Origin of the sequence: Zobellia galactanivorans (assembly GCF_000973105.1) — a bacterium.
GTDB classification, from domain to species: domain Bacteria; phylum Bacteroidota; class Bacteroidia; order Flavobacteriales; family Flavobacteriaceae; genus Zobellia; species Zobellia galactanivorans.
Genome location: NC_015844.1, coordinates 58,364 through 83,921, shown reverse-complemented (window position 1 = coordinate 83,921; position 25,558 = coordinate 58,364). Strand labels below are relative to the sequence as shown.

The following is a 25,558-nucleotide window of genomic DNA, read 5'->3' as shown; positions in this document are numbered from 1 at the left end:
AATCTTCAAGATAAGTGTCTTTTAAAAGGGGAAGGAAGCGACCTCTTTAGCGAATGTTACAGGGTCGCTTCAAGTTTGTATATTTGTGACCTTAAAAAAAGCGTCAATTGAATACGAATGCAGAAAGGGAAAAGGGTATGAAAAAGAAAGTTGCTTTTTATACATTGGGCTGTAAACTCAATTTTTCCGAAACTTCAACCATTGCCAGAGGATTTCAGGATGAGGGTTTCGAACGTGTAGATTTTGCCGAATCGGCCGATATGTATGTGATTAATACGTGTTCGGTGACTGAAAACGCGGACAAAAGGTTCAAGACCATTGTAAAACAGGCCCAGAAAGTAAACCCTGATGCCTTTGTGGCGGCTATCGGCTGCTATGCGCAGTTGAAACCGGAAGAATTGGCCGCTGTAGATGGTGTGGACTTGGTGTTGGGGGCTACCGAAAAATTTAAGATTACCGACTATATCAACGACCTTACCAAAAACGATTTTGGCGAAGTGCACTCCTGTGAGATCCACGAAGCCGATTTTTATGTGGGTAGCTATGCTATCGGAGACCGTACACGTGCTTTTTTAAAGGTACAGGACGGATGTGACTATAAGTGTACCTATTGCACGATTCCCTTGGCTAGGGGCATCTCTAGAAGCGATACCTTGCAGAACGTCTTGGACAATGCGGCTGAAATATCGGCAAAAGGCATTAAGGAAATTGTACTGACCGGCGTGAATATCGGAGACTACGGTAAAGGGGAGTTTGGTAACAAGAAGCATGAGCATACGTTTTTAGACTTGGTAAAGGCCTTGGATAGGGTAGAGGGCATACATCGTTTGCGAATATCCTCTATTGAGCCGAACCTGCTAAAGAATGAAACTATAGACTTTGTATCGCAGAGCGACTCCTTCGTGCCTCATTTTCATATTCCCTTACAAAGTGGGAGCGATGCTATTTTAAAGCTGATGCGCCGCAGGTATATGAGCGACCTATATGTAGATAGGGTCAGAAAGATCAAGGAGGTTATGCCGCATGCGTGTATCGGTGTCGATGTTATTGTCGGGTTTCCGGGGGAAACCGACGAACACTTTCTTGAAACTTACCATTTTCTGAACGAGCTGGATATATCGTATTTGCACGTTTTTACCTATTCCGAACGCGATAATACGGCTGCGGCCGATATGGCCGGCGTTGTACCGAAACAGGTAAGGAACAAGCGTAGTAAGATGTTACGTGGACTTTCGGTTAAGAAACGAAGGGCTTTTTATGAAAGTCAGTTGGGGCGCACGCATCAGGTATTGTTCGAAGGAGAGAACAAAGAAGGATACATTCATGGTTTTACGGCCAACTACGTCAAGGTAAAATCGCCGTGGAACCCAGAATTGGTAAATACCCTTCACGAGGTAGTCTTGACCGATATAGATACCGATGGCCTGGTGCGTTTTGAGTTCGCTAAAAGTACAGCGGAAGTATAAGGGCAAAAAAAATCCCGCTTCGTGCGGGATTCATCTTCAAAAAAACTCTGAAATTCGATTAGATTCTAATACCTACAGGTAACATCTCTTTATATTGTCTGTTTTTACGTAAGAAACCGGCAATTTGAGGACTTGTAGGAACCACTCTCTGATTTTGCTCTTGAATGTGGTGAAGAACGGATTTGATAAAATCTTCTTTGAAACCTTCTTTAGTGATTTCTTCAGGCACTACTAATTTTGTTAGAAATACTTTGCGTTCTTGCGAAGAATATTCGATCTTGGCTAAATGACCTTCAACCTTGGTTTCGAATTGGCGCAAGAAACTGTTGTCAATAATTTCTACTTCATTCATATAGTTTGATTTTAGATGACGGCAAGAGGTAAGAAAATTACGGTGTTCTCAAATCGCAATTTTGTATACTTTTGCTCAGATTTGTATAAACTATGGATTAACCCCAAAGTCGACAGCAAAAGTAGTGAAAAAAATGTTAATTTCCTAACAATTCCTATGCTTATTCAAAATGCGCAGTACTAAGGTTCATGTCTATTTTATGCCGGGAATGGCGGCTAACCCTTCCATTTTTAAGCATATCCGCTTACCTGAAGATATCTTTGAGCAACATCTGCTTGAATGGTTCGTACCCGAACGGGATATGTCACTTTCCGACTATGCCAAAAAAATGAACGAATATGTGCTTCATGATAATGCGGTTTTGGTCGGTGTATCTTTTGGGGGGATGCTCGCACAAGAAATGGCACGGTTCAAATCCTTTAGGAAGGTTGTGTTGGTATCAAGTGTAAAAGAGGCCTCAGAGCTGCCGAAGCGCATGATATTCGCTAAGTATACAAAGGTGCATAAACTTTTGCCCACAGGACTTGTCAACAATATTGAGCTTCTGGCGAAGTACGCTTTCGGGGAGACGGTAACCAAGCGGTTGGCGCTCTATGAAGAATACCTTTCCATTCGTGACAAATATTATATCGACTGGTCTATTGATCAAATCGTCAATTGGAAACCGGTCGAGCCCATACCTAACCTCGTTCATATTCATGGTGATAAAGATGCTGTTTTTCCTATTGAAAAAATAAAGCATTGTATTACCGTAAAAAGTGGCACGCATACGATGATCATTCACAGGGCTCGGTGGTTTAATGAGCATCTGCCCACAATTATTTTGGAATAAACGAGTTGTAGTATTAGATTCATCTCTATCTGAAGACCCCCCATGTGAATTTAATCGTAAGCCTTGTTGTGATCTCTGCCTTTTAGTGGGATTATGGCAAAGTAAAAGTTAAACCTCAATAAGTAAGGGGCCGAGGTAGAAAAATTCAAAAAGAGTTTACTAACTTTGAATAAACCGAACAATACCAAAAAATGAAGATTTTAAAGAATGTATTGATGCTCTTGGGCGTCTTTTTTGTCGTGAGTACTTTGATATTTGCCGTACAAAATAATGTAGAACCGAGTAAGGGAGATGCCGATGTAAGCGAAAACGAGATTGAAGTAAACGATAAGAACGTTGCGGAATCGTATCGAATTTCGGCCATAGATATTCCTGAAGACTTGAACTTTGCAGGTGAAATGGTGCCTCAGGAAGACCCTGAGATCATGGAGCGTGTCGACCGTGAGTTTTTGGTAAACACCTATTGGCAGTCGAATGCCGTACTGTTGATCAAAAGGGCGAACAAATATTTTCCGATAATCGAGCCTATTTTGGCAAAAAACGGAATCCCCGACGATTTTAAATATTTGGCGGTTGCCGAAAGCGGATTGCAAAATGTGGTGTCACATGCCGGTGCGGCCGGTTTTTGGCAGATTATGAAGGCTACAGGAAGGGAATACGGCCTAGAGGTGAACAGTAACGTAGACGAACGTTATAACCTCGAAAAAGCTACAGAAGTGGCTTGTGCCTACTTAAAAAGACATTACAACAAGTACGGCAGTTGGACCTTGACTGCGGCTTCGTATAACGCTGGTGCCGGTGCTATAAACAAATACTTGGGTATTCAGCAGGTAAGCGATTATTACGATTTGTTACTGGGGCAGGAGACGGGAAGATACGTGTTCCGTATTATGGCCATAAAGGAAATATTGAGCCATCCTGAGAAATACGGCTTCGATATAGACGAGGAAGATATGTACAAGCCCGTTCCGACCTTCAAAGTTGAAATCGATGAGCCTGTATTGAGTTTTGCCGATTTTGCGCAGCAATACGAAATCAACTACAAAATTTTAAAGAGACACAATCCTTGGCTTAGAGAAGCGCATTTGAACAATAGTTCGCGCAAAAAATACACTATAGAAATACCGAACAAAGGGTATTATAGGGTAGGTAAGTAGCCAAACATCTTCGATGCGGTTATCTTAAATTGGATTAGAGACCGTTTTATTGCATAATTTGAGCCATCTTTATAGAATAACGGGCCCGGATCGTCTTGATGATTCGGGCCGTATTCAAATTGATGGATTCTATCCTTACTTTTATTCATAAGAACTTATGGTTGGTGCTTTTGGCGGTCAACTACATCCTCGTCATTGCCCTTTCTTTTTTTATTCTTTTAAAGAACAAGAATCCCGTTAAGACCCTGTCATTCTTGTTCGCCCTTGCCGTACTCCCTTTTTTGGGTTTGGTGGTTTATTACTTATTCGGGCAAGACTATAGGAAATCTAAAATTTTCGAAAAAAAATACTTTCTCGACAATGAGCGGATCAAAGATTGGCGGGCCAATTTTAAATTGGACCAAGAGGAGCGTGACGATTTTGAGGAAACCTATGGCGAGGGAATCTTTAAGGTCTATAAGCTTCTTAAAAACAATCAAAAAGCGGTTCTGACCTTTGACAATGATGTAGAGCTGTTGATCAATGGGGAAGAAAAGTTCAAGCGGTTGCGAGACGATTTGCGGAATGCAAGCGTGTGTATTCATATGGAATATTTTGTGTTGTTTTCCGATGCTTTGGGAAATGAAATCATGAATATCCTTATGGATAAGGCCCGTGAGGGCGTAAAGGTAAGGCTGGTGTACGACGATGTGGGAAGCAATATTGCCAATAGTATGAAACGGAAAATGACCAAGGCGGGGGTGGAGCACTACGCTTTTATGCCGGTTCTGTTTTCGAACTCCACGGGAAAGCTAAATTATAGGGACCATCGGAAAATAGTTGTCATAGATGGAATAATAGGTTATGTAGGGGGAATCAATATGGCGCAGCGATATGACAATTCGTATGACAACCCAAGGTACTGGCGTGATACCCATTTAAGGCTGAGGGGCGGGGCGGTAGGCTCGCTACAATCGTCTTTTTTGTTGAATTGGAATTTTGCCTCGAACAATGAGATCGAAATTGAAAAAGCCTTCTTTCCGAAGGAAAAACCACAAACGGAAAGACCGGTCGCCGTGCAGATTGCGGCAAGCGGACCCGACACCGATTGGGCCAATATTATGGAAGCTATTTTTTCGGCTATTAGTTCCGCAAAGGAACGCATCTATATCACCTCGCCCTATTTTATGCCTAACGATGCCATATTAACGGCCTTGGCTACAGGGGCAAGGAGTGGCCTCGATGTGCGTGTCATCATTCCGTACGAGTCGGATTCGTGGGCGGCACAATATGCTTCGGATTCGTATATCGCATACTGTCTTGAATCGGGAATAAAAATCTACCGCTATCACAAGGGCTTTATACACGCAAAGACTATGGTCATAGATGATATCTTCTCTACAGTGGGTACCGCTAACCTTGATTATCGCAGCTTCTCGATCAATTTTGAGATAAACGCCATGCTTTACAGTAAAGAAATCAACCGTCGGCTGACAGAGGTTTTCTTTGACGATTTGAAAGCGTGTGAAGAGGTTGACCTGGTGCGCTGGAACAATCGCGGACTGGTGCGTAAACTGAAAGAGTCGTTCAGTAGGCTTTGGGCACCTTTACTTTAATCGCAAGTTTAAAAAAAGGCCTAGGCCTTTAGTGTTTCCTTCGGCTAAATTTTCTTCATCTGCTGTTGCATCATCTTGATTTGCTCGGTAAGCATATTGCTCTTATCGAGTTTTTTGGCTTCTTGGAGCAGGGTAGTGGCCTCACGTTTTCTACGCTTTTGCATGGCAATACCTGCAAGGCTTAATTTGGCCATGGCGATATCGTAGTCCATTGTGAGTCCTAATTTCAAGGCCTTTTTAAAGTACTTTTCGGCCTGTGTCAAGTTTTTTTGTGAGTGTATGATACCATGAAGGTAATTGAAATAGCCTTGTTGTTTGGTGATTAGGGCCGCCTCTGGATTTTTGATTTTGCTCAACCATTTTTCCGTGCCCTCAAGGTCTTGCTTCCTCATTCTTAAAAAGGCCAAGAGAATGATTTCGTTTCTAAAATAGAGGAATATAAAAATGAGGGATAAAAGAATGAGAAAGATTCCGTTGCCAATGTTGCCCTCGATGAATTGATATACGGCGTATGCGATTATAAGTCCTGCTATGACCAGTTTAAGATTTTTGTTAAACATGTGTATTAATTATTGATCGGTTCGTTTAAATTATCTATGAGTTCGTAGGTAATGGAAGATTGTATGGTCGTGGGGATTTCTTGGTCGCCCATTTGGGTCATGGTCGAAGACCCGTTTGAGAGTCCCTCCACGGTCATTTTTTTTACAAAACCAGTAGAGACATCCGTAATTATCTGTGTTTTTTGTGAGCCGTCGAGCTTCATGGTCGTGGCCAATTCGGTAACATCCATGTGTACCTCGGCAGAACCGTCTATAGTGGCCGTGTCAGCGGTGAGCCCTTTTAGGGTCCATGTGTTTTGGCTCTCTAATTTTCCAGTGTATTTGTTTTTCCAGGTATCGCCTATACGTACTTTTTTCTTCGGATAGATATAGGTCATCTGTTCGTAACTTTTTGAAAGTGCTTCCGAACCAAATTCTTTCTCCAAGGATTTTTTCATCATTTTCAATGAAAATTCATCTGTAAGTCCTGAAGCCTCGGCCATTTTCACTACAAGGCTATCTCCTCCCTTTACTTCGATGATATTGCCTGTTTTGGCCAAAAGAATGTTGACCGGTCTGTTGAGCAGACTGTTGAATATTTGCGATTGCATATCGTCGGGAGCGACTTCCTTGGCCCGTACGTTTAATAATTCCCCTTGTATACTCGATTTCATATTGAGGTTGAGGTCCTTGAATTTCAAGGCGATTTTATAAGTGGAATCCCTTACCTCCAGTACTTTGAATTCAAGAATACCGTTAATTTTGTTGGTCATTACATGACTGGCCCCGTCGAGCTCTTGGGTGATGATCTGCTCGGCGTTTTGTTTTATGGTGAAGACGGCATTTTTCTCCAGTTTGTACTCGAGCTTTGTCTGGGCTAAGGAGATGGTACTTGACAGAACAATAAAAATAATGCCAAAAAAGTTTCTCATAGATTGATTTTAGTGCTAAAATCCGATTTTGGCAAAAGTAATAAAAACCTATCGCTAGGCGGCAGGCATTCAATAAAAATATTTTTCTAAATGTATTTGCTAGAGAGAAAACTCTTTGTATATTTGCGCCCAGTTTTAGCGAGCGGTTTCGCAAACTAGTATCACAAAACGAAAAGGATAATACAATGCCCGGACAGAAAAGAACATATCAGCCTTCGAAAAGAAAAAGAAGAAATAAACACGGATTTAGGGAGCGTATGGCGTCCGTAAACGGAAGAAAAGTTTTAGCTCGTAGAAGAGCTAAAGGAAGAAAAAAACTTTCTGTATCCTCTGAGCCGAGACATAAGAAATAATGATATTATTTTTTTAAGAAATATATAGGTGTTACTTTTTATAAGTAACACCTTTTTTTATGTCAGGTTTGTCCTGATATTTGTAACAATTTTTTGCCAAAGCCTTAAAGAATACAACTAATGCCCAAAAGAAAAGATTTAAAGTCAATACTACTGATCGGTTCCGGTCCCATTGTAATAGGTCAAGCCTGTGAGTTTGATTACTCAGGTTCACAAGCTTTGCGAAGTCTTCGTGAAGATGGTATAGAGACCGTTTTGATAAATAGCAACCCTGCTACCATTATGACGGACCCCACCATGGCGGATCACGTTTATCTAAAGCCCTTAACCACCAAATCAATAGTTGAGATTTTAAAGGAACATCCCCAAATCGATGCGGTATTGCCTACTATGGGAGGGCAAACGGCCTTGAATTTGTGTATTGAAGCTGATGAAAAGGGTATTTGGAAAGATTTTGGCGTAGAGATCATAGGGGTCGATATCAACGCGATCAACATTACGGAAGACCGTGAGAAGTTTCGTGAACTGATGTTGAAAATCGGTGTTGGGATGGCACCCCAAGCTACGGCTACCTCATTCCTGAAAGGGAAGGAGATAGCCCAAGAATTTGGTTTCCCATTAGTGATTAGGGCATCATATACCTTGGGTGGGGCAGGAGCTTCGATAGTTTACAAACCGGAAGACTTTGATGAGCTGTTAAGTCGCGGACTCGAAATATCGCCCATTCATGAGGTAATGATCGATAAGGCCCTTATGGGGTGGAAAGAGTACGAGCTTGAGTTGCTCCGTGATAAAAACGATAACGTTGTCATTATATGTACCATTGAGAATATGGACCCTATGGGGATACATACGGGTGACTCCATAACCGTGGCACCGGCAATGACACTTTCTGACCGGACTTTCCAAAAGATGCGGGATATGGCCATTCATATGATGCGCAGTATCGGTGACTTTGCAGGGGGGTGTAACGTTCAGTTTGCGGTTAGCCCAGATGAAGAAGAAGATATTATTGCCATAGAGATCAACCCAAGGGTTTCGCGCTCTTCGGCATTGGCTTCAAAGGCAACGGGTTATCCTATTGCCAAAATAGCTTCTAAATTGGCCATTGGTTACAACTTGAACGAGTTGGACAACCAGATTACGAAATCTACATCGGCATTGTTCGAACCCACCCTCGATTATGTTATCGTAAAGATACCGAGATGGAACTTTGATAAGTTTGAAGGTTCAGACCGTACATTAGGACTTCAAATGAAGTCGGTAGGTGAGGTAATGGGTATTGGACGTTCCTTTCAGGAAGCCTTGCATAAGGCAACACAATCCTTGGAAATAAAAAGAAACGGTCTAGGTGCCGACGGTAAAGGCTACACCAATTATGACCAAATCATTCAAAAACTGACGATTCCTAGTTGGGACAGGGTTTTCGTGATTTACGATGCCATTCAATTGGGTATTCCATTGGGTAGGATACACGAGATTACCAAAATAGATATGTGGTTCTTGAAACAGTACGAAGAACTTTATCTCTTGGAAAAGGAAATCTCTACCTATACCATTGCTACCTTGACCAAGGAATTGATGCTGGAAGCCAAGCAAAAAGGTTTTGCCGATAGGCAAATTGCCCATATGCTCGATTGCTACGAGAGCGAGGTGCATAAAAAACGAACCGAGGAGATGAATATCAACAGGGTGTATAAATTGGTCGATACCTGTGCCGCCGAATTTAAGGCGATGACCCCATATTACTATTCTACTTTTGAAGAAGAAATAGAAAAGCCCGACGGAACCCGATATGTTGAGAACGACAGTATCGTTACCGATCGTAAAAAAATTGTAGTGCTTGGTTCTGGTCCCAATCGAATAGGGCAGGGTATAGAATTCGATTACTGTTGTGTTCACGGTGTGCTTGCCGCTGCCGAATGTGGCTACGAGACCATCATGATCAATTGTAACCCTGAAACGGTTTCTACCGATTTTGATACGGCCGACAAACTTTACTTTGAGCCGGTTTTCTGGGAGCATATCTACGATATTATCCGTCATGAGAAGCCTGAAGGCGTTATTGTACAGCTAGGCGGGCAGACCGCATTGAAACTTGCGGAGAAATTGGAGAAATACGGTATTAAGATTATCGGAACCAGTTTCAAGGCACTGGACCTTGCGGAAGACCGTGGTAGTTTTTCCGAGCTTTTAAAAGCAAACGACATTCCGTTTCCACAGTTCGGGGTTGCAGAAACTGCCGATGAAGCCTTGGCCTTGGCCGATGAACTTAACTTTCCGTTGTTGGTAAGACCTTCGTACGTGTTGGGTGGGCAAGGAATGAAAATTGTCATAAACAAAGAGGAGCTAGAGGAGCATGTTGTAGATCTTCTTAGAAAAATACCGAATAATAAATTGTTGTTAGACCATTATTTGGATGGCGCGATAGAGGCGGAAGCCGATGCCATTTGTGATGGGGAAGATGTTTATATTATTGGTATTATGGAACATATAGAGCCTTGTGGTATTCACTCGGGCGACTCTAACGCAACACTGCCTCCGTTCAATTTGGGCGAGTTTGTAATGCAGCAGATAAAAGACCATACCAAGAAAATTGCCTTGGCCTTGAACACCGTAGGTTTGATCAACATTCAATTTGCCGTAAAAGACGACATGGTGTATATCATAGAAGCGAATCCACGTGCTTCTAGAACCGTTCCTTTTATTGCCAAAGCTTATAAGGAGCCTTATGTGAATTATGCCACCAAGGTCATGTTAGGGGATAAAAAGGTCAAGGATTTTGATTTTAACCCACAGCTTAAAGGTTTTGCCATTAAGCAACCGGTCTTTTCCTTTAATAAATTCCCGAATGTAAACAAAAACCTAGGGCCTGAAATGAAGAGTACGGGCGAGAGCATTCTCTTTATCGACAGCCTTAAAGATGATCAGTTTTATGATCTTTACGGTCGAAGAAAAATGTACTTAAGCAAGTAAAATTGCTTATTGGAAGAGTGTAAAAGGTCGTGGTAATTGTTTTGCCGCGACCTTTTTTTATAATTTACCTTGGGCGTAACGTCTCCTGATTTCCTTTTTGTCGAATTTGCCCACGCTGGTCCTTGGCACTTGGCCTATGAACAAATATTTTTCCGGGATTTGATAATTGGCGAAGTCACGACTTAAAAATTCTTTTAATTCGTAATTCGTTACCCTTTCGTTTCTATCATGGAGCACGATAACGGCCAAGGGTCTTTCTGACCATTTTTCATCGGGTATGGCAATTACGGCCGCTTCTTTTATTTTCGGATGGGCCATTAAGGTCGTTTCCAAGGCAACGCTAGAGATCCATTCGCCCCCACTTTTGATCAGGTCTTTTGTTCGGTCGGTAATATGCATATAACCATCTTGGTCGACAGTACTTACGTCTCCGGTTCTAAACCATCCGTCATTGGTGAAATTGTCGCGGTTCTTTGTTTTAAAATAAGAACTGATGACCCAAGCTCCCTTAACTTGTAGTTCGCCCATTGTTTTGCCATCCCTTGGGGCGACGTTTCCGTTGTTGTCTACAATACGCATTTCAATACCGGGAAACTCTATGCCTTGTTTTGCCCGTATCCCCACCTTTTTGTCTTCACTTAAGTCTTGATGGTGGGGCTGTAGTCGGCTTACGGTGCCTAGGGGCGACGTTTCCGTCATTCCCCAAGCGTGGACCCCTCTAATGCCAAAATCCTTCTCCATGGCCTTTATTAGGCTTGCGGGAAGCGCGGACCCCCCGACCAGATACTCTTCCAAATCTAATTTGGGCCTAGGGGGATTTTTTTTCATGCTCTCATAGATCCCCATCCAGATTGTAGGCACACCATTGGCCTTGGTGACCTTTTCTTTTTGTAAAATTTTGATCAATGCCTCGGGTTGTAGGTTTGATGAGGGCAAGACCATATCAGACCCCGTAAGAAGACATAGGTACGGATATCCCCAGGCCATAACGTGAAACTGGGGAACAATGAGCAGTACAATATCGGAGTTGCTGTAGTTGGCGGCATTGGGCGTGGAGATGGTCAGGGCATGTAGGTAGGTAGACCTATGGGTGTAGAGCACACCTTTGGGCAGCCCCGTTGTGCCACTGGTATAGCACATGCCGCTTGCGTCGTTTTCGTTTAGGGTAGGCCATTGAAATTCTTCCAATTGTCCTGCCAGTATATCTTCGTAATGTAAAACATTGGGCAATGTGGTGTTGAAATTTTCTGGTGCGTTTAGAATAATAAAATGCTCTACGGTTTCCAGTTTCCCGGCAATTTTTTCAAGTAAGGGTACAAGCGTGGCGTCTACAAAAATAACCTTGTCTTCCGCGTGGTTGATTATAAATTCGGTCTGTTGTGATGAAAGCCTGATGTTGATGGTGTGGCAAATGGCCCCAATACCGGGTACGCCGTAGTATAGTTCTACATGTTGGTAATGGTTCCAGGCAAAGGTGCCGACCATATCGCCTTTTTTTACCCCGAGGGTATTGGTGAGTGCATTGGCCAATTGCATGCAGCGTTTGTAAAGGTCTCCAAAGGTGTATTCATGCCTGGAGGCATCGGGCAAATAACTGATGATTTTTTTGTGCTTAAAAGCGCTGTTGCCATATTCAAGAATAGTGGTCGTAGTGAGCGGGTAATCCATTATTAATCCTTCCATAGGCTATCGGGGTTAAATCGTTGGGCCAGTTTTCCTAAAGTTACTGATTTTTTGTTATGTAGGGGAAAGTAGGAGGGGGAGGGTCAATTGTACCAAACAGCGTAACGTTTCCTACGCAGTTCAAGGGCCAGGGTTTCTTCCATTTTTAGGGCCGCGGCCCGTGTGGTCAATGGTTTAATATGATTGTATAGGCTGGGCCTAAGGTAGGATCCGTATTTCTTTACGATGGTTGAAGCTAGGCGGTGTCCCTTTTTATTTACATAACCCGTTTTGTGCTGTTGGAAGCGCTCTTTCGGGGTTTTGCTGGTCATTCCTACATATAAACATTCTAAGACCCCGTTGAATTGTGGATTGGCTTCGCGAAAACGCCGATTTTCAGTAAACACCTTTTTTGACAGCTCTATTACGTAGATATGATATTGGGTTTTGGCCATTTGGAGCGAAGTTTTATTGGGAAAGATTGATTTCTTCCTTCGGAAGGTGCTTAAAGATTGTCTCTAGGAATTCGGGAAGATTGTAGGGTTTGTGGATAATATCGTCAATGCCTGAATTGAGTATTTCCTTTTTGCTCTCGTCCAACTCTACGGCAGTTAACGCAATTATCGGAATGTCTTTATCGAATTCACGTATCAATTGGGTGGCTTCCATCCCGTTCATGTTCGGCATATGTATGTCCATGAGTATCAAATCGTAGTCATTGGCTTTGCTCATGGCCACGGCTTGGGCGCCATCATCTGCCAAACTCGATTCAATATGGTGTTTTTCTAAGGTTTTTTGCGTTACTTTTTGGTTGATTCTATTATCGTCGACAATAAGCACTTTATTGGTCCGTCTATTTTCAGTTGATGCACTTCCTTTAGGTAAATTGGCGATAGGGCTTTCATTAGCCTTTTGGCTCTCACTGTATCTTTTGAGATTTAGGCGAAAACTGAATTGCGACCCTTTGCCCGGGGTACTATCGAGTTCAATTTTGCTTTGGTAGAGCTTCAATATTTTTTTTACGATGGTAAGGCCGAGCCCCGTACCTGTATAATTGAGGTTTTTGTTTTCGATTTGGGTGAATTCATTGAAAATGTCTTTTTGCATATCCAATGGAATTCCAAGACCGTTGTCCTTTATGACAAATTGGGTGTAGTAGGTGTCGTCATCTATGGCTTCAACAAGAACAAGCTTTAGCCAAATGTCACCGTTTTCTGTAAATTTTATGGCGTTCCCAACTAAGTTTATAAGCACTTGCGATAATCTTATCGGATCTCCAATAAGGTGGTTCGGCAGTTTGTCGTCAATGTGTAAATGTAGGGTGTTATTGTTTTGTTGTAGGGTTGATTCGAAGGAACGTACAATATTTTTTATGAGCGTGTCTAGCTCGTAGGGTATTTTTGACAAGGTAATGGCTTCGGCATCCATCTTGCTTAATAAGAGTACGTCATTGATCAAGGCCAGGAGGTAATCGGCCGAGAATTTTAGGGAATCGAGATCATCTGCATAATCTTTGAGTTTTTCGTCTTCTTTTAAAATTCTCGATATACCTATAACTCCGTATAGGGGGGTTCGAAGCTCATGGCTGACCGTAGAAAGAAACTTGGTCTTGATCGTCGAAAGTTTCTCGGCCTTGGCATGGGCGATACTCAGTTGTTTGTTCTTTGCCCGGAGGTTGTTGATGTATTTTCTTCGGGTCTTGAAGAATACGATTATGATGAGCAGGGTGATAATGAGAATAACAACGGCAATAATAAGTACCGTGGTCAGTGTTTTTGATTTTGAGATCAATTGTTCTGAGTATACTTTTTCCTTTAGGGCCGATTCAAGGTCTTTTTGGGCCTGTTCCAAATTGAATTTGGCCCTGGCCTTTTCGGTCTCTTCCACTTTTTTAAGGGTGTATGCCTTTTGCTTGAACTGGTTGTGTTTGTCTAGGTTGGTAAAGGCTTTTCGGTAGTCGTCCGTTTCACTGTAGAGTTTGGCTAAATTGTCGTAAGCTTCAATGGCCAAATCGGTATTGTTGTTCTTATCGGCGGTTAAGGCGATGTTCTCTAGTTTTTGGGCGGCGGCATCGTACTCTTTCTTTATTAGGTAATACTTGCCGTATAAAAGGTCTATATAAAGTTTGTCAAGGGAATCGACTTCCTTTGCGGACAGATCTTCCGCTTTTTGAAGATAGGTATAGGCCTCGTCTATTTGTTTGTTGTCGAGGTAGGTCCAGATGAGGTTTACATAAGTGAGGTAAACTTCATCGTAGTCTTGGTTCTTTTCATTTATGTCGATGCTTTCCTTAAAGAAGCGGACCGCTTTTTCATAGGTGGCCTTATTGTCGGAATACAAAATGCCTAAATTCAGGGTTCCCCATGCTATAAGACTATCGACGTGTGTGGCCCGGGCCAGTTCCAGTGCCTTTTCGGAATAAATCCTTCCCTGCACACTATCGTCCGTCTCGGAATAGATTCCACCTAGTATATCATAGCCTAAAAACTCGTAGTATTTGTAATTGAACTCCTTTCCTTTTTCTACTAGGGCCGAAGCGTATTTTATGGCTTCTTTATAGTTGTATTCGTCGTAGGCGTCATTCGATCGGTTGACGTACAATTCTAAGGTATCTCTTTTCCAATCCGTGGCCTCTTGGGCTATTCCATTAGTATACAGCGCAAGGAAAAAAATGAATACTAGTGGTTTTGATATCCTCATGTTCACATTGGGGCCGGTATAGGGTTGTACGGTCGGCCTTTTCGGCAAGCTAAGATAAGAATTTGCTTCTCAAATTATCGGCAAGCGGCCAATAGATCGATAGATGGTATGGGCATTCAAAAAAAATAGTGCGACTGAAAACGGGTTATTCGCCCTCTATGTTTACACCTTCCGTGGTAAAGGAGAAAGCTTGTGCACCCAATCCGCCGACCATAACGGCTTGAAACAAGGGGTTTAACGGGCGCTTGGCATACCAATCGATAATAAAGTTGGCACCGCTGCCACCGGAATTGTCTTGTTGTTCTATAACGTAATCGATAGATTCCATAGGGCGGAGGTAGATGGTTTGGTCTATATAGCTCCTTACAAGGTCGCCCCCGGTATTGTAGTAATCTATTTTTGAAATGAAGAGACTGTCTTTAAGGCTGGTATTCCTGATGCTTAACGTAGCCGTCAATAAGGTTCTGGAGTCTCTGGTCTGATTGTAGATATCAGAGTAAATAGGTACGTAAACCTGTTTTAAAAGAGGGTCGACGGCATTACCGTCGACCCTTCTGTTTAATGTATGTTCATCGAGTACCGGTATCGGCTTTTCCTCCGCGGGTCGTTTACACGACATGGACAACAAAACAAGAACAAGTACAACTGCTATTGATTTCAGACTATTTTCAATAGCGTAAAAATATATGCCGTAGCGGTATTTTCCTATCATTTCAGCATTCTAGTTTTATGGTATCCATGTTTTGGTAGGCCTTTTTAGGCTACTCCCATTCGGTATGGAAAATACCTTCTTGGTCAAGGCGTTCATACGTGTGAGATCCGAAGAAATCACGTTGCGCCTGTATAAGGTTCAAAGGCAATCGACTTGATGTATAGGCATCGAAATAGGTCAATGAGTTTGTCAGTCCCGGCATCGGGATACCGTTTTTGGCGGCATGTGCTACCAAGGTTCTGGCCGAGGTTACCGTACCCTTGATTTTCTCGACGAAATTCGGGGAAAGCAATAAGTTCGGTAAGTCTTTATCGGCTTCAAATGCCTCGGTGATGTCGGCCAAAAGACCGGCCCGAATGATACAGCCCGCACGCCAGATTTTGGCAATGGTGGCAATATCTAGATCGTATTTGTATTCTCTTGAGGCATCGGCCAATTGGTGCAAGCCTTGGGCATAGGTAATGATGAAAGAGAAGTAAAGGGCCTCTTCGGTCAGCTTTGCCAATTCTTCTTTATCTAAAATTGCCACTTCTGGGCGACCATATAGTTTTTCGGCTTCGGTTCTTTCGGCTTTGAGTGCCGATATTTCACGCATACTTACCGCAATGTCAATGGAAGGGACCGGTATACCTAAGTCCATGGCATTTTGACTCGTCCATTTCCCTGTTCCTTTTTGTTTTGCTTTGTCTAAAATCTGATCTACGAGATGACCTTTGTCTGCGCCCAGTTCATCTTTTTGTTCCAGAATTTTAGAGGTGATTTCCACTAGAAAAGACTGCAGACGACCTTGGTTCCATTTAGAAAAGGTATCGTGCATTTCTTCATTGGAAAAGTTGCCTGCTTTTTTAAGCAAATCATAAACTTCTGAAGTGAGCTGCATTAAACCATATTCTATACCATTGTGAACCATTTTTACATAGTTGCCAGATGATTTTGGACCTAAATAGGCTACACAAGGCTCCCCTTTATATTTTGCGGATACCGCTTCAAAAATAGGTTTAATGTGTTGGTAGGCCGATTTTGATCCGCCGGGCATAATACTGGGGCCCAGTCGGGCACCTTTGGCGCCACCCGAAACTCCCGCGCCAAAGAAATTGATGGCCTTGTCGTGAAGGTAGGCTTCTCGTCGGTCGGTATCGGTAAAGAAAGAATTTCCTCCATCGATAATAATATCACCTCGGTCTATATGCGGCAAGAGACTTTCGATGACCGAGTCTACGATTTTTCCGGCCGGAACCAAAAGCATGATTTTTCTAGGCTGTTTCAGGGCTTGAACGAAGGTCTTTATATTGGTGGATGCATTCACCTTGGCTTCGTGGCCGCCTTCCTCCTTTAATGCCGCTACTTTTTCCTGATCCAGGTCGTAGCCGAACGCAGAGAATCCGTTATCGGCAACGTTTAAAATGAAGTTACGTCCCATAACACCGAGACCTATCAATCCAAAATCATATTTTCCTTCCATTTTCTATATTTAAAATTACACGATCGGCCCTAAAATTGTCATATTCGGGCAATACGACCAAAATTAAGCGAAATAATTGAAATGTAAGATTATCTTAGGGTAAACTCGTTGGTATTGCTGCATCTTTTCGATACTTTTAGCCTTTCAAATCGTATAAGGATACCATCTCATTATGAATAAAACAGAAAACCAGATTCTTGTGATATTTGGCGCCTCTGGCGACCTTACTGCAAGAAAACTCGTACCTGCACTTTTTAATCTTTATTTAGCAGGTCAACTTCCCGAAAATTTTGTGGTATTGGGGGCCAGTAGAAGTGATATGACCGATAACGCGTTTAGAAATAAAGTGGTTTTGGAAAGTACATATCTAAAGACAAAGATAAAAGAGCATAGCGACGACTATATAAAAGCATTCGCCAATAAATTTTTCTACGAAGATTTGGGGGGTAGCTATGATACGGATTATGGTCGCCTACGTAAAAGGGTAGAAGACCTTAAGAACAAATATCAGACTTCGGGAAATATCATCTATTACCTTTCTACGCCTCCGACCTTATATGAAACCATAGCGCAGCGATTGGCAGATGCGGGAATGAGCACACAGAACAACGGTTGGAAACGTATGATCGTTGAAAAGCCTTTCGGTTATAGCCTTGAGACCGCAAAACAGCTGAACCAGGGGTTACAACAGTTCTTTGAAGAGCACCAGATTTACCGAATTGACCATTATTTGGGCAAAGAGACCGTTCAGAACCTATTGGTGACGCGATTTGCCAATAGCATTTTTGAACCCCTTTGGAACCGTAACTATATCCACCACGTAGAAATTACCAATGCCGAGAGTGTCGGTGTTGAAAAACGGGGAGGGTATTACGACAAGTCGGGCGCGTTGCGTGACATGTTCCAGAACCATTTGCTCCAAATCGTTTCCTTGATCGTAATGGAGCCGCCGATCAGCGATGCTCCCGAAGATATTAGGAACGAGAAAGTAAAGGCGCTCAAGTCGCTTAGGGTCATGAAAGATGAGCAAGAATTGTTCGATAACACCATAAGGGCGCAGTATACCAGTTCGGTTATAGACGGTGAGCCCGTGAAAGGATACCGTGAGGAAGAAGGGGTCGACAAAAATTCAACTACCGAAACCTATGCGGCCATCAAGTTTTTTGTGGATAACTGGAGATGGAAAGATACGCCTTTCTACGTGCGTACCGCCAAGAGAATGCCAACGAAGGTTACCGAAGTGGTCATACATTTTAAAACACCACATCATCAGGTGTTTCAAGAATCGGGATTGGACAATAAGGACAATAAACTGGTCATAAGAATACAGCCAGACGAAGGCATTTTGATAAAATTCGGGGTAAAAGTGCCCGGCCAAGGTTTTAAGGTCGAACGTGCCAACCTTGACTTCTACTATTCCAGTTTGGCGGAAACCCATGTGATGGAGGCCTATGAACGCCTGCTTCTAGATGCTATGCAGGGTGACGCTACCTTGTACGCCAGGGCCGATGAGGTTGAAGCAGCTTGGGAATTCGTGGATCCGATCTTAAAGTATTGGGAAAGTGGTAAAGACGTACGCATGTACGGGTATGCGGCAGGGGTCTGGGGACCCGAAAATTCAAATGAGCTGATAGACGGTATAGGCGAATGGAGAAACCCGGGAGCGAGTTTGACCGATGATCCGGGCTTTTGTGTCATATGCTAATAGGGGTTTATGGCCATTGGTCCAAAGCTTTGCGTATAAATTGTAAAAAACGACTATGGATTTAAAGATATATCAAGATAAAAACGAGGTTGCCGAAGCGTTTTCGGCCTATTTTGCCGAGCAAGTGAAGCAAAACGATACTTTTCATGTGGCCCTTTCGGGCGGAAGTACCCCAAAAATAGTTTTTGATGAACTGGCCGATAAGTTTGGTGGACAAATCGATTGGTCTAAGGTGCATTTGTACTGGGGAGACGAGCGTTGTGTGCCCCCGACCGATGATGAAAGCAACTATAAGATGACGGTAGAACACCTGTTGTCTAAAATTGAAATTCCTGAAGGAAACATCCATCGCGTTCATGGGGAAGATGAGCCCCAAGGCGAAGCCGAACGATATGCAAGGGAATTGAAATCGGGGCTTCCGGCCAAAAACGGTTTCCCTCAATTTGACCTAGTGGTTTTAGGTATGGGCGATGACGGCCATACCGCTTCTATCTTCCCCCATGAAATAGAACTTTGGAATTCAGAACATCTATGTGAAGTGGCCGTACACCCCGAATCGGGGCAAAGGCGCATCACTATAACGGGCAATCTGATCAATCACGCAAAGACCGTTGCTTTCTTGGTGACCGGTGAAGGAAAAAAGGAAAAAGTAGGCGAAATTCTCGGTAGCGATGGTGGTTCCGTCACTTATCCGGCCCACTTGGTAGCCCCAACCTCGGGCAATCTATTGTGGTTCTTGGATCAAGCGGCGGCCGATAAGCTTACCTAAGGTCGAGCTTTACGTTTTCATTGGCCAAAAGGTCGAGGTGTTCCTCTATTTTAAATTGGGACGAGTCGAATTGGGTATCCCTTGAGAAAGCCTCTTCTTTTCTTTGTTTGCTTCGGGCGAATCGTCTAACGCCTTGCTCGTTCTCTAACAATAGACCGGGCACGGGTACGCTTTTTCCGTTTTCGTCCTTGGCTACCATGGTAAAGTATGAGGAATTGCAATGGCGCTTGGTGCCGGAGGTGATGTTTTGCGATTCTACCCGAACCCCTACGACCATAGAGGTCTTACCGGTGTAGTTTATGGAAGCGCGCAAGGTTAACAGCTCACCGACTTCTACCGGATGAAGGAAATCGACCCGATTGACCGATGCGGTCACACAATATCTTTGAGAGTGTTTTGAGGCACATGCAAAGGCAATCTGGTCCATTAGGTTTAGAATGTGTCCACCGTGGACCTTCCCACCAAAATTAGAGTGGGAGGGAAGCATTAGTTCGGTTATTGAAACTCTTGAATCGTTAGCACTCTTGAATTTTTCCATTAGTTTCTAAAATGAGGTGATTGTTCTTTTTCTACTTTGGTTACAAAATATTTGCTATCTCCGAGCCAAAGAAAAGTAGCAAAGCGTTCAACATAATGCAACTTTACGTATTGTCCTTGGTACTGCTGAAGCTGTTCGATCACTTCTTTGTCTTTGTCCAATATGGAAAATGAAAAGATCTGGGCACCTGATATGCCTTGACTGATCTCTCCTTCCCAAGTTTTGACGATAACACCTTTGTGGCTGATTTTGATAAGCTCGCCCGAACGTATTCCGTTGCTATAGGGTACGAAGTAAATGAATGCGTACACTATGGCGAATAGGGCTAAAATAATGCCCAAGCTAATAAAGAGCGACTTTTTCATGTTTCTAGTTTTAGGTCGCTTTCAAAGTCATCTTCTTGAGCGCGTTTAAGTATGGGTTCGGGAATCGATTTTTTTGCTTTTGCTCCCATTTTTTTCAATTTTTCAATACTGATGACAATATTTCCACGGCCTTCGACCAGTTTGTTCATGGCGCCTTTGTATTCCGATTTGGCCTCGTCCATTTTCTTGCCCACTTTGGTCAGGTCGTTTACGAAACCTTCGAACTTATCATATAGGGCCCCGGCCTGTCGAGCTATTTCCAAGGCGTTACGCTGTTGTTTTTCATTGTTCCACATACTGTCAATGGTACGTAATGTAGCCAATAAGGTCGATGGCGTAACGATGACGATATTTTGTTCGAAGGCCTTGCTGTAAAGTGTACTGTCATTATTGATGGCAATGGCAAAAGCGGGTTCTATGGGCACGAACATGAGTACGAAATCCGGACTCTCCATGGCGTAAAGGTCTTCGTATTTTTTGGCGGAAAGCTGGTCGACGTGTCTTTTTAGGGAATTGATATGGTCTTTTAGGAATTTATCACGTAAATCGTCTTCGGCATTTACAAACCGCTCGTAATCCGTTAACGATACTTTGGAGTCGACCACCATTTTCTTGCCATCGGGAAGGTGTATGATCACATCGGGAAGCACCCTCGAACCATCTTCCCTGGTAAAACTTTGCTGAACGGTATATTCGCGGTCTTTTTCCAATCCTGATTTTTCAAGCACGCGTTCCAGTACCAACTCGCCCCAATTCCCTTGCATTTTACTGTCGCCTTTCAAGGCTTTGGTAAGGTTTTCGGCCTCTTGGGTGATTTTCAGGTTTTGGCTCTGAAGATTTAAAAGTTGCTCCTTTAATGCGGAATGTATGCTGATATTTTCTTTTTGGCTCTCTTCTACCTTCTTCTCAAAAAGCTGTATTTTCTCATTGAGGGGCGTCAAAATATCCTTAATGTTCTTCTCGTTGCGTTCGGTGAATTTTAGGCTTTTTTCCTCTAAAATTTTATTGGCGAGGTTCTCGAATTCTTTGGTGAATTTTTCCTGTAGTTTTTCAACCTCTTCTTTTTGCTCCCTATTTTTCAGCTGAAGATTCTCCAGATCGGCCTGATAACGGACAATTTGGTTGCCTAATTGTTCCTTTTCATCCTGTAAACGGGTTTTGTGCGCTTCGCTATCTTTCAATCGCGCCTCCAATACATTGAGGTTGGCATGCAGTTGTTGCTCCCGTTCTTCAAGGGCACTCTGGCTCGACTTCGTCTTTAGGTTCTGAATATAATTTCCTAAAAAATAGCCTATGGCAAGGCATAGTAATCCGATTAATAAGTAAATAAGGTAAACGTTCATCTTCCTGGTAAAATGTTCAGGGTAAAGATACGAGATTGGTATTAAAACGGAACACTGCCCTTGGGTTACTTTTTTATTCTAAAAGATCCCGTTTTTGGGTCGAAAACAACAGTGTCGGAAGGAAACAAAGATTCAAAGGCCTTTTGTGTGATAAGTTCGCAAGGTTGTCCGAAATGGTTCGACTTCCCATCTAAGAGAAGCATTTTGTCGCAAAGTTGAATCGCCATCTCAATTTCATGAGTGGTAAAAACCACTGTTTTTTTTGTGGTGTGCGCTATGGTGCGCAGTAATTTTAATATTTGCACCTTATGGTAGAGGTCTAAATGGGTCGTAGGCTCATCTAAGAGAATGATATCGGTGTCTTGGGCCAAGGCCCTGGCGATCATGACCCGTTGTAACTGTCCGTCGCTCAGTTCAAAACATTTTTTGTCTTTTAAGTCGCTCAACTCTAGCGCTTCAAAGGCCTCGCTTATCTTTTTTTTGTCGATATCGGTCAGTTTGCCCAGCCAATTGGTGTAGGGTTGCCTGCCTAATGCTACCAATTCTAGAACGGACAAATTTTTAGAGGCGATGGGCTCCGTTAAGACCATGCTTATTTCAGACGATAACTCTAAGGGGGCATAGGCTTCCAAAGGTTTTTTTTTGATGATCAATTGCCCTGAAAGAAGGGGTTGGGCGTTGCCCAGGGTCCGTAACAAGGTAGACTTGCCGATACCGTTGATCCCCACGATGGCGGTTAACTCGCCTGGTACCAAGGCAAAGTTGATGCCTTTTGCTATTACATGGGTTCCGTAACCAATGGCAAGGTCTTTCGAGAGAAGCGTAGTATGTTTGGTTGTATAGGCGACGACAGTAGGTGTTAAAGTTGTTTCTTGATGTATTTAGGCAATTTAGAGATGCTTCTGATCTTGATGTTCTTGTAATACACCTCGCAGGCCTCCGATTGAAATTGGATCTTTCCTTTGGTCAGTGCGCTTGCAACACCATTTTTGTTATATTCCTTTGCATTTTCGAGTACCATTACCACCTTTCCATTAACAATATGGTAGGCTTTGTCGTTTATGCAAATAAGTTCTAGGCGGCTCCATTCCCCATGGGGATTTTCAAAATTGGCCATTCTCCTGCAACGTCCGTCGGCCCCTGTCTTAAAAGTATGTACTTCTCCCTTTGGATCGTAGAACCAAAATTCTTTTCCGTTTTCCTTGCGTTTTGAAGCTTTGATATCCATACTTACACCGGCTAAAGGGAAAAAGTCGCCACAATCGGTTTCTTGTACCTGCATTTCCGGGGCCTTCATCCAAACGTTCCAGAATTGTCCGTGTGGTTCTTGGGCATGGTAAAGAACCCCACTGTCCCTCTTGTCTTTAAGGCGGGGTTCGTATTTTTTGGAGCCCCATTTGATATCAAAGACCAAGTGGTAGTTTTCGTATTCTTGTTTGGTGCTTAAGCCCCCATAGATCTGGCCGCTTACATTGAGAATAGTCTCCCCGTTTTCTTGGCTTGTGGTAAAGACATTCAAGGGGTCGTTGTTGAGTCCGATCGGTGTTCCGTGCATTCCATCACCTTTTTCGTAGCCTTCAAGGTCGAGCGATGTGTGCGGTACCCCTATAAAAACGTCCCAGTTAGATAGGTCTTTGTCGAGAAGCATCTCCCAACCTTTGTCATTTTTTTGCGCATTTAGGTTAATGGCAACACTGCTTAAAAGAAGAAAAAGAAAAGTCAATTTGGTTTGCATAGGGTTGGGTTTACTATAAATAGTTTGTAAAAAATAGGTTTTAAAATAATTGTTGAACGTAAAACTATCTAATTGCCCCTCTTTGGGGTATAACATATGATCATATCTGTATAATGTAAAGTTTATTATGTTGTGTTTTGGGTCAAAACACCATTTTTCTTTTTCTTAACAATAACCAGATTACCACTGGGGCACCAAAAATACTGGTAATGGCATTTATAGGCAAAACATTGGCATTGTTTGGCAGTTGGGCTATGGTATCACAAACCAGCATTAAGATGGCACCATAGGCCAATACGGCCGGAACCAAGATGCGATGCTCCGTAGTATTGAAAACCTGACGGGTCAAATGGGGAACTGCCAAGCCGATAAATGCAATGGGCCCGGCAAAAGCGGTAATGCCGCCGGCCAAGAGTCCGGTCGCAACAATGATCTTGAACCGAGAACTCACCAAATTGATGCCAAGGCTACGGGCGTAATTTTCACCTAGCAAGAAGGCGTTTAAAGGTTTAATGGAAAGCACACTTAGAAATATGCCCAAACAGACCAAGGTCAGTAATAGGAGCAATTGGTGCCAAGAAAGATTCCCTACGCTACCAAAGGACCAATAGACGAATTGTTGCAGTTTTTCAGCTTGGGTAAAATAAGACAAAACACTTACAATGGCTGCAGTAATGCTACCGAACATAAGGCCTATGATCAAAAGGGCCATACTATCCTTTACCTTTCGGGCGATAAGAAGAACACAGAACAGCACTAAAAAACTTCCCGTGCTAGAGGCAAGGGCAAGGGAAACATCGTTGATCAGGGTAATACCGAGCCACGAAGTAAAAGTGGCCGATCCCATTATTAAGATGGCCGCGCCCAAACTGGCACCGGAACTGATACCTAGTACGAAGGGGCCTGCCAAAGGGTTTCTGAACAAGGTTTGCATCAGCAATCCGCTCAAGGCGAGTCCGCTGCCCACCAATAGGGCCGTAAAGGCCTTGGGCAGTCTATAGTTCCAAATGATGTACTCCCAGGCCGTGTTTTCCAAGCTTCCTCCGAAAATGGAATGTAAGGTTTTGGAAACGGGAATGGAAACCGACCCTAAACAGATGTTGATAATAAAGGTAATTACCAAAACAAGCAGTAGGAGTAAAAAGGAAGTGCGATATGTTTTTTGGACTTGCACTTATTCAAGAGGTTTAAAAAAGAAGGGTTCGTAATCGGGAAGCAATTCGGGATGGAAAATGTGAATAAGGTCTTTTAAGACCAAATCGGGTTTCATCGGTGCCATTTCGTAATATAGGAGCCCCCCTGTACTGCCCTTTGCCAAGGTGTTCGAGAATATATTTTTATTCTTAAAGGCCTTGAATTGTGTATAGTGGGCGTTGGCTTTTTCCATTTCAGAATAGGAGGTGATCATTGAGGGGTTGAGCCAGTAGTCGGCCTGTTGTGATTTGGCCAGAACGGCTTCTAGGCTAAGTGAAATCCCTCCGGTTTCGGTGTCGTCTTTGTAGAGGTAATCGGCTTTTGCATCTTCTAGAAATTGGGCCATCCAACTTTTGCCCCCTGCTACGTGCCAAACATCTTTGTAGAGTCCCCCGGTAAGTACGGTAGGCCTTGTTTTGACCTTGGCTACAAGGGCCTTGGTTTTTTGATATGAATTTTCAATCGCATTAAAAATACTATCGGCCTTGGCCTCAAGTTGAAAAAAAGGTGCGAAAAATTTGATCCATTCCGCTTTTCCGAGAGGGGACTCCTCGGTCCAATCCCCGTTGAGGACCACGGGAATGTTGGAATGGGCTATGGTTTCATAGGCCTTGTTCCTATTGTTCATGCCAAAGCCTATAACGACTTCAGGATTAAGGCTGATGGTGATTTCCGTATTGATACTTTCATTATTCCCCAACTCCTTTACACTACCATCCAATATCCGTTTACGGGTATATTCAGAAGAAATCAAATCCGTATTCGGAAAGCCCACCAGCCTGTCGGCCACCCCTAGGGCTTCAAGTGAGGGAATATGGGTCGTGGAGGTAACCACCAAACGTTCTATCGGAACGGCCACGATAGCGTCGTATGCTTCGCTGTTCAAGGTGATGGAGGCCATCTTTTCTTTGTCGACCAAGGCGTATTTAAAGGTTTTTTCCGAGCCTGGCCATGGCGATGATACGGTAATAACGGTAAACCCTTCGGCTGCTTTTTCAATGGAAAAACCAGTAGCATGCGTAATCTTGGTTATGGCAGGTAAGCTAGTGGTAATCGAGGTGCTTTCTTTCTTCTCCCTTTTACAGGAAACAACCAAGGCGCATAGGGCAATGAAAACAATTTTCTTCAATTTTTTTTGTCTTATGGGTCTCAAGAATGGGTGAAATGTATC

The 25,558-nt window shown here is 43.1% G+C and carries 23 protein-coding genes; 8 read left to right on the top strand and 15 right to left on the bottom strand.

All coding sequences use genetic code 11. From position 1 onward, the window contains the following. The first annotated feature begins 137 nt into the window (after nt 1-137). Nucleotides 138-1,466, top strand: a complete 1,329-nt coding sequence (mtaB, locus tag ZOBGAL_RS00390; RefSeq protein WP_046287665.1) for a tRNA (N(6)-L-threonylcarbamoyladenosine(37)-C(2))-methylthiotransferase MtaB — start codon at nt 138-140, stop codon at nt 1,464-1,466. Nucleotides 1,467-1,524: 58 nt separating this feature from the next. Here the strand turns inward: mtaB and ZOBGAL_RS00385 are convergent, their stop codons facing one another. Then, nucleotides 1,525-1,818 carry a GNAT family N-acetyltransferase gene (locus ZOBGAL_RS00385; protein ID WP_013991464.1) on the bottom strand — a complete coding sequence of 98 codons (294 nt, stop codon included), beginning with the start codon at nt 1,816-1,818 and terminating at the stop codon, nt 1,525-1,527. A 169-nt stretch (nt 1,819-1,987) separates the two neighbouring features. Here ZOBGAL_RS00385 and ZOBGAL_RS00380 point away from each other — a divergent pair, with 169 nt between their 5' ends. From ZOBGAL_RS00380 to cls, 3 genes are all read left to right on the top strand, one after another. After that, on the top strand, nt 1,988-2,650 hold the full coding sequence (locus ZOBGAL_RS00380; protein ID WP_013991463.1) for an alpha/beta fold hydrolase: 663 nt from the start codon (nt 1,988-1,990) through the stop codon (nt 2,648-2,650). 191 nt (nt 2,651-2,841) lie between these two features. Continuing rightward, nucleotides 2,842-3,807: a lytic transglycosylase domain-containing protein gene (locus ZOBGAL_RS00375; protein ID WP_013991462.1), complete on the top strand. Its 966-nt coding sequence runs from the start codon at nt 2,842-2,844 to the stop codon at nt 3,805-3,807. Between the two features lie 122 nt (nt 3,808-3,929). Then, on the top strand, nt 3,930-5,402 hold the full coding sequence (cls, locus tag ZOBGAL_RS00370; protein ID WP_046287664.1) for a cardiolipin synthase: 1,473 nt from the start codon (nt 3,930-3,932) through the stop codon (nt 5,400-5,402). A 44-nt stretch (nt 5,403-5,446) separates the two neighbouring features. Here the strand turns inward: cls and ZOBGAL_RS00365 are convergent, their stop codons facing one another. Continuing rightward, entirely contained in the window at nt 5,447-5,962 is a 516-nt protein-coding gene (locus ZOBGAL_RS00365) for a hypothetical protein (protein ID WP_013991460.1), read from the bottom strand. A 5-nt stretch (nt 5,963-5,967) separates the two neighbouring features. Further along, nucleotides 5,968-6,873, bottom strand: coding sequence for a DUF6263 family protein (locus tag ZOBGAL_RS00360; protein WP_013991459.1), 906 nt, complete (start codon nt 6,871-6,873; stop codon nt 5,968-5,970). Nucleotides 6,874-7,058: 185 nt separating this feature from the next. Here ZOBGAL_RS00360 and rpmH point away from each other — a divergent pair, with 185 nt between their 5' ends. Together rpmH and carB are read left to right on the top strand one after the other, a co-directional pair. Then, complete coding sequence (rpmH, locus tag ZOBGAL_RS22985) at nt 7,059-7,226, top strand: 50S ribosomal protein L34 (RefSeq protein WP_072991142.1); 168 nt, start codon at nt 7,059-7,061, stop codon at nt 7,224-7,226. Between the two features lie 120 nt (nt 7,227-7,346). Beyond that, nucleotides 7,347-10,202, top strand: coding sequence for a carbamoyl-phosphate synthase large subunit (gene carB, locus ZOBGAL_RS00355; protein WP_013991458.1), 2,856 nt, complete (start codon nt 7,347-7,349; stop codon nt 10,200-10,202). Nucleotides 10,203-10,259: 57 nt separating this feature from the next. On the opposite strand, the gene ZOBGAL_RS00350 is transcribed toward carB, so the two are convergent. The 5 genes from ZOBGAL_RS00350 to gndA all read right to left on the bottom strand — a co-directional run bounded on the left by ZOBGAL_RS00350 (nt 10,260) and on the right by gndA (nt 16,738). Continuing rightward, the gene (locus ZOBGAL_RS00350) at nt 10,260-11,885 is read right to left on the bottom strand and encodes a long-chain fatty acid--CoA ligase (RefSeq protein WP_013991457.1); all 1,626 of its coding nucleotides are present in this window, start codon (nt 11,883-11,885) and stop codon (nt 10,260-10,262) included. Between the two features lie 83 nt (nt 11,886-11,968). Continuing rightward, entirely contained in the window at nt 11,969-12,319 is a 351-nt protein-coding gene (locus ZOBGAL_RS00345; RefSeq protein ID WP_013991456.1) for a hypothetical protein, read from the bottom strand. A gap of 13 nt (nt 12,320-12,332) precedes the next feature. Beyond that, on the bottom strand, nt 12,333-14,564 hold the full coding sequence (locus ZOBGAL_RS00340) for a tetratricopeptide repeat-containing hybrid sensor histidine kinase/response regulator (RefSeq protein WP_013991455.1): 2,232 nt from the start codon (nt 14,562-14,564) through the stop codon (nt 12,333-12,335). Nucleotides 14,565-14,709: 145 nt separating this feature from the next. Continuing rightward, nucleotides 14,710-15,276, bottom strand: coding sequence for a DUF3124 domain-containing protein (locus ZOBGAL_RS00335; protein WP_013991454.1), 567 nt, complete (start codon nt 15,274-15,276; stop codon nt 14,710-14,712). 49 nt (nt 15,277-15,325) lie between these two features. Next, a complete protein-coding gene (gene gndA / locus ZOBGAL_RS00330) occupies nt 15,326-16,738 on the bottom strand; it encodes an NADP-dependent phosphogluconate dehydrogenase (protein ID WP_013991453.1) in 1,413 nt (470 codons plus the stop codon). A gap of 172 nt (nt 16,739-16,910) precedes the next feature. On the opposite strand from gndA, the gene zwf reads away from it, so the two are divergent. Both zwf and pgl read left to right on the top strand, forming a co-directional pair. Continuing rightward, entirely contained in the window at nt 16,911-18,443 is a 1,533-nt protein-coding gene (gene zwf, locus ZOBGAL_RS00325) for a glucose-6-phosphate dehydrogenase (RefSeq protein ID WP_013991452.1), read from the top strand. A gap of 55 nt (nt 18,444-18,498) precedes the next feature. Further along, entirely contained in the window at nt 18,499-19,212 is a 714-nt protein-coding gene (gene pgl, locus ZOBGAL_RS00320; protein ID WP_013991451.1) for a 6-phosphogluconolactonase, read from the top strand. On the opposite strand, the gene ZOBGAL_RS00315 is transcribed toward pgl, so the two are convergent. The 7 genes from ZOBGAL_RS00315 to ZOBGAL_RS00285 all read right to left on the bottom strand — a co-directional run bounded on the left by ZOBGAL_RS00315 (nt 19,205) and on the right by ZOBGAL_RS00285 (nt 25,516). Then, entirely contained in the window at nt 19,205-19,750 is a 546-nt protein-coding gene (locus tag ZOBGAL_RS00315; protein ID WP_013991450.1) for an acyl-CoA thioesterase, read from the bottom strand. The genes pgl and ZOBGAL_RS00315 overlap by 8 nt on opposite strands. After that, entirely contained in the window at nt 19,750-20,115 is a 366-nt protein-coding gene (locus ZOBGAL_RS00310) for a hypothetical protein (protein WP_013991449.1), read from the bottom strand. Before ZOBGAL_RS00310 ends, ZOBGAL_RS00315 begins: the two co-directional genes overlap by 1 nt. Beyond that, nucleotides 20,112-21,458: a DNA recombination protein RmuC gene (rmuC, locus tag ZOBGAL_RS00305; RefSeq protein ID WP_013991448.1), complete on the bottom strand. Its 1,347-nt coding sequence runs from the start codon at nt 21,456-21,458 to the stop codon at nt 20,112-20,114. Before rmuC ends, ZOBGAL_RS00310 begins: the two co-directional genes overlap by 4 nt. 65 nt (nt 21,459-21,523) lie before the next feature. Continuing rightward, nucleotides 21,524-22,258, bottom strand: coding sequence for an ABC transporter ATP-binding protein (locus tag ZOBGAL_RS00300; protein ID WP_046287255.1), 735 nt, complete (start codon nt 22,256-22,258; stop codon nt 21,524-21,526). Between the two features lie 59 nt (nt 22,259-22,317). Then, nucleotides 22,318-23,193, bottom strand: coding sequence for a 3-keto-disaccharide hydrolase (locus ZOBGAL_RS00295; protein ID WP_013991446.1), 876 nt, complete (start codon nt 23,191-23,193; stop codon nt 22,318-22,320). Between the two features lie 142 nt (nt 23,194-23,335). Further along, nucleotides 23,336-24,367 (bottom strand): FecCD family ABC transporter permease, encoded by a 1,032-nt coding sequence (locus ZOBGAL_RS00290; RefSeq protein WP_013991445.1) that lies wholly within the window; start codon nt 24,365-24,367, stop codon nt 23,336-23,338. Then, nucleotides 24,368-25,516 (bottom strand): ABC transporter substrate-binding protein, encoded by a 1,149-nt coding sequence (locus ZOBGAL_RS00285; RefSeq protein ID WP_013991444.1) that lies wholly within the window; start codon nt 25,514-25,516, stop codon nt 24,368-24,370. Nucleotides 25,517-25,558 lie beyond the last annotated feature (42 nt).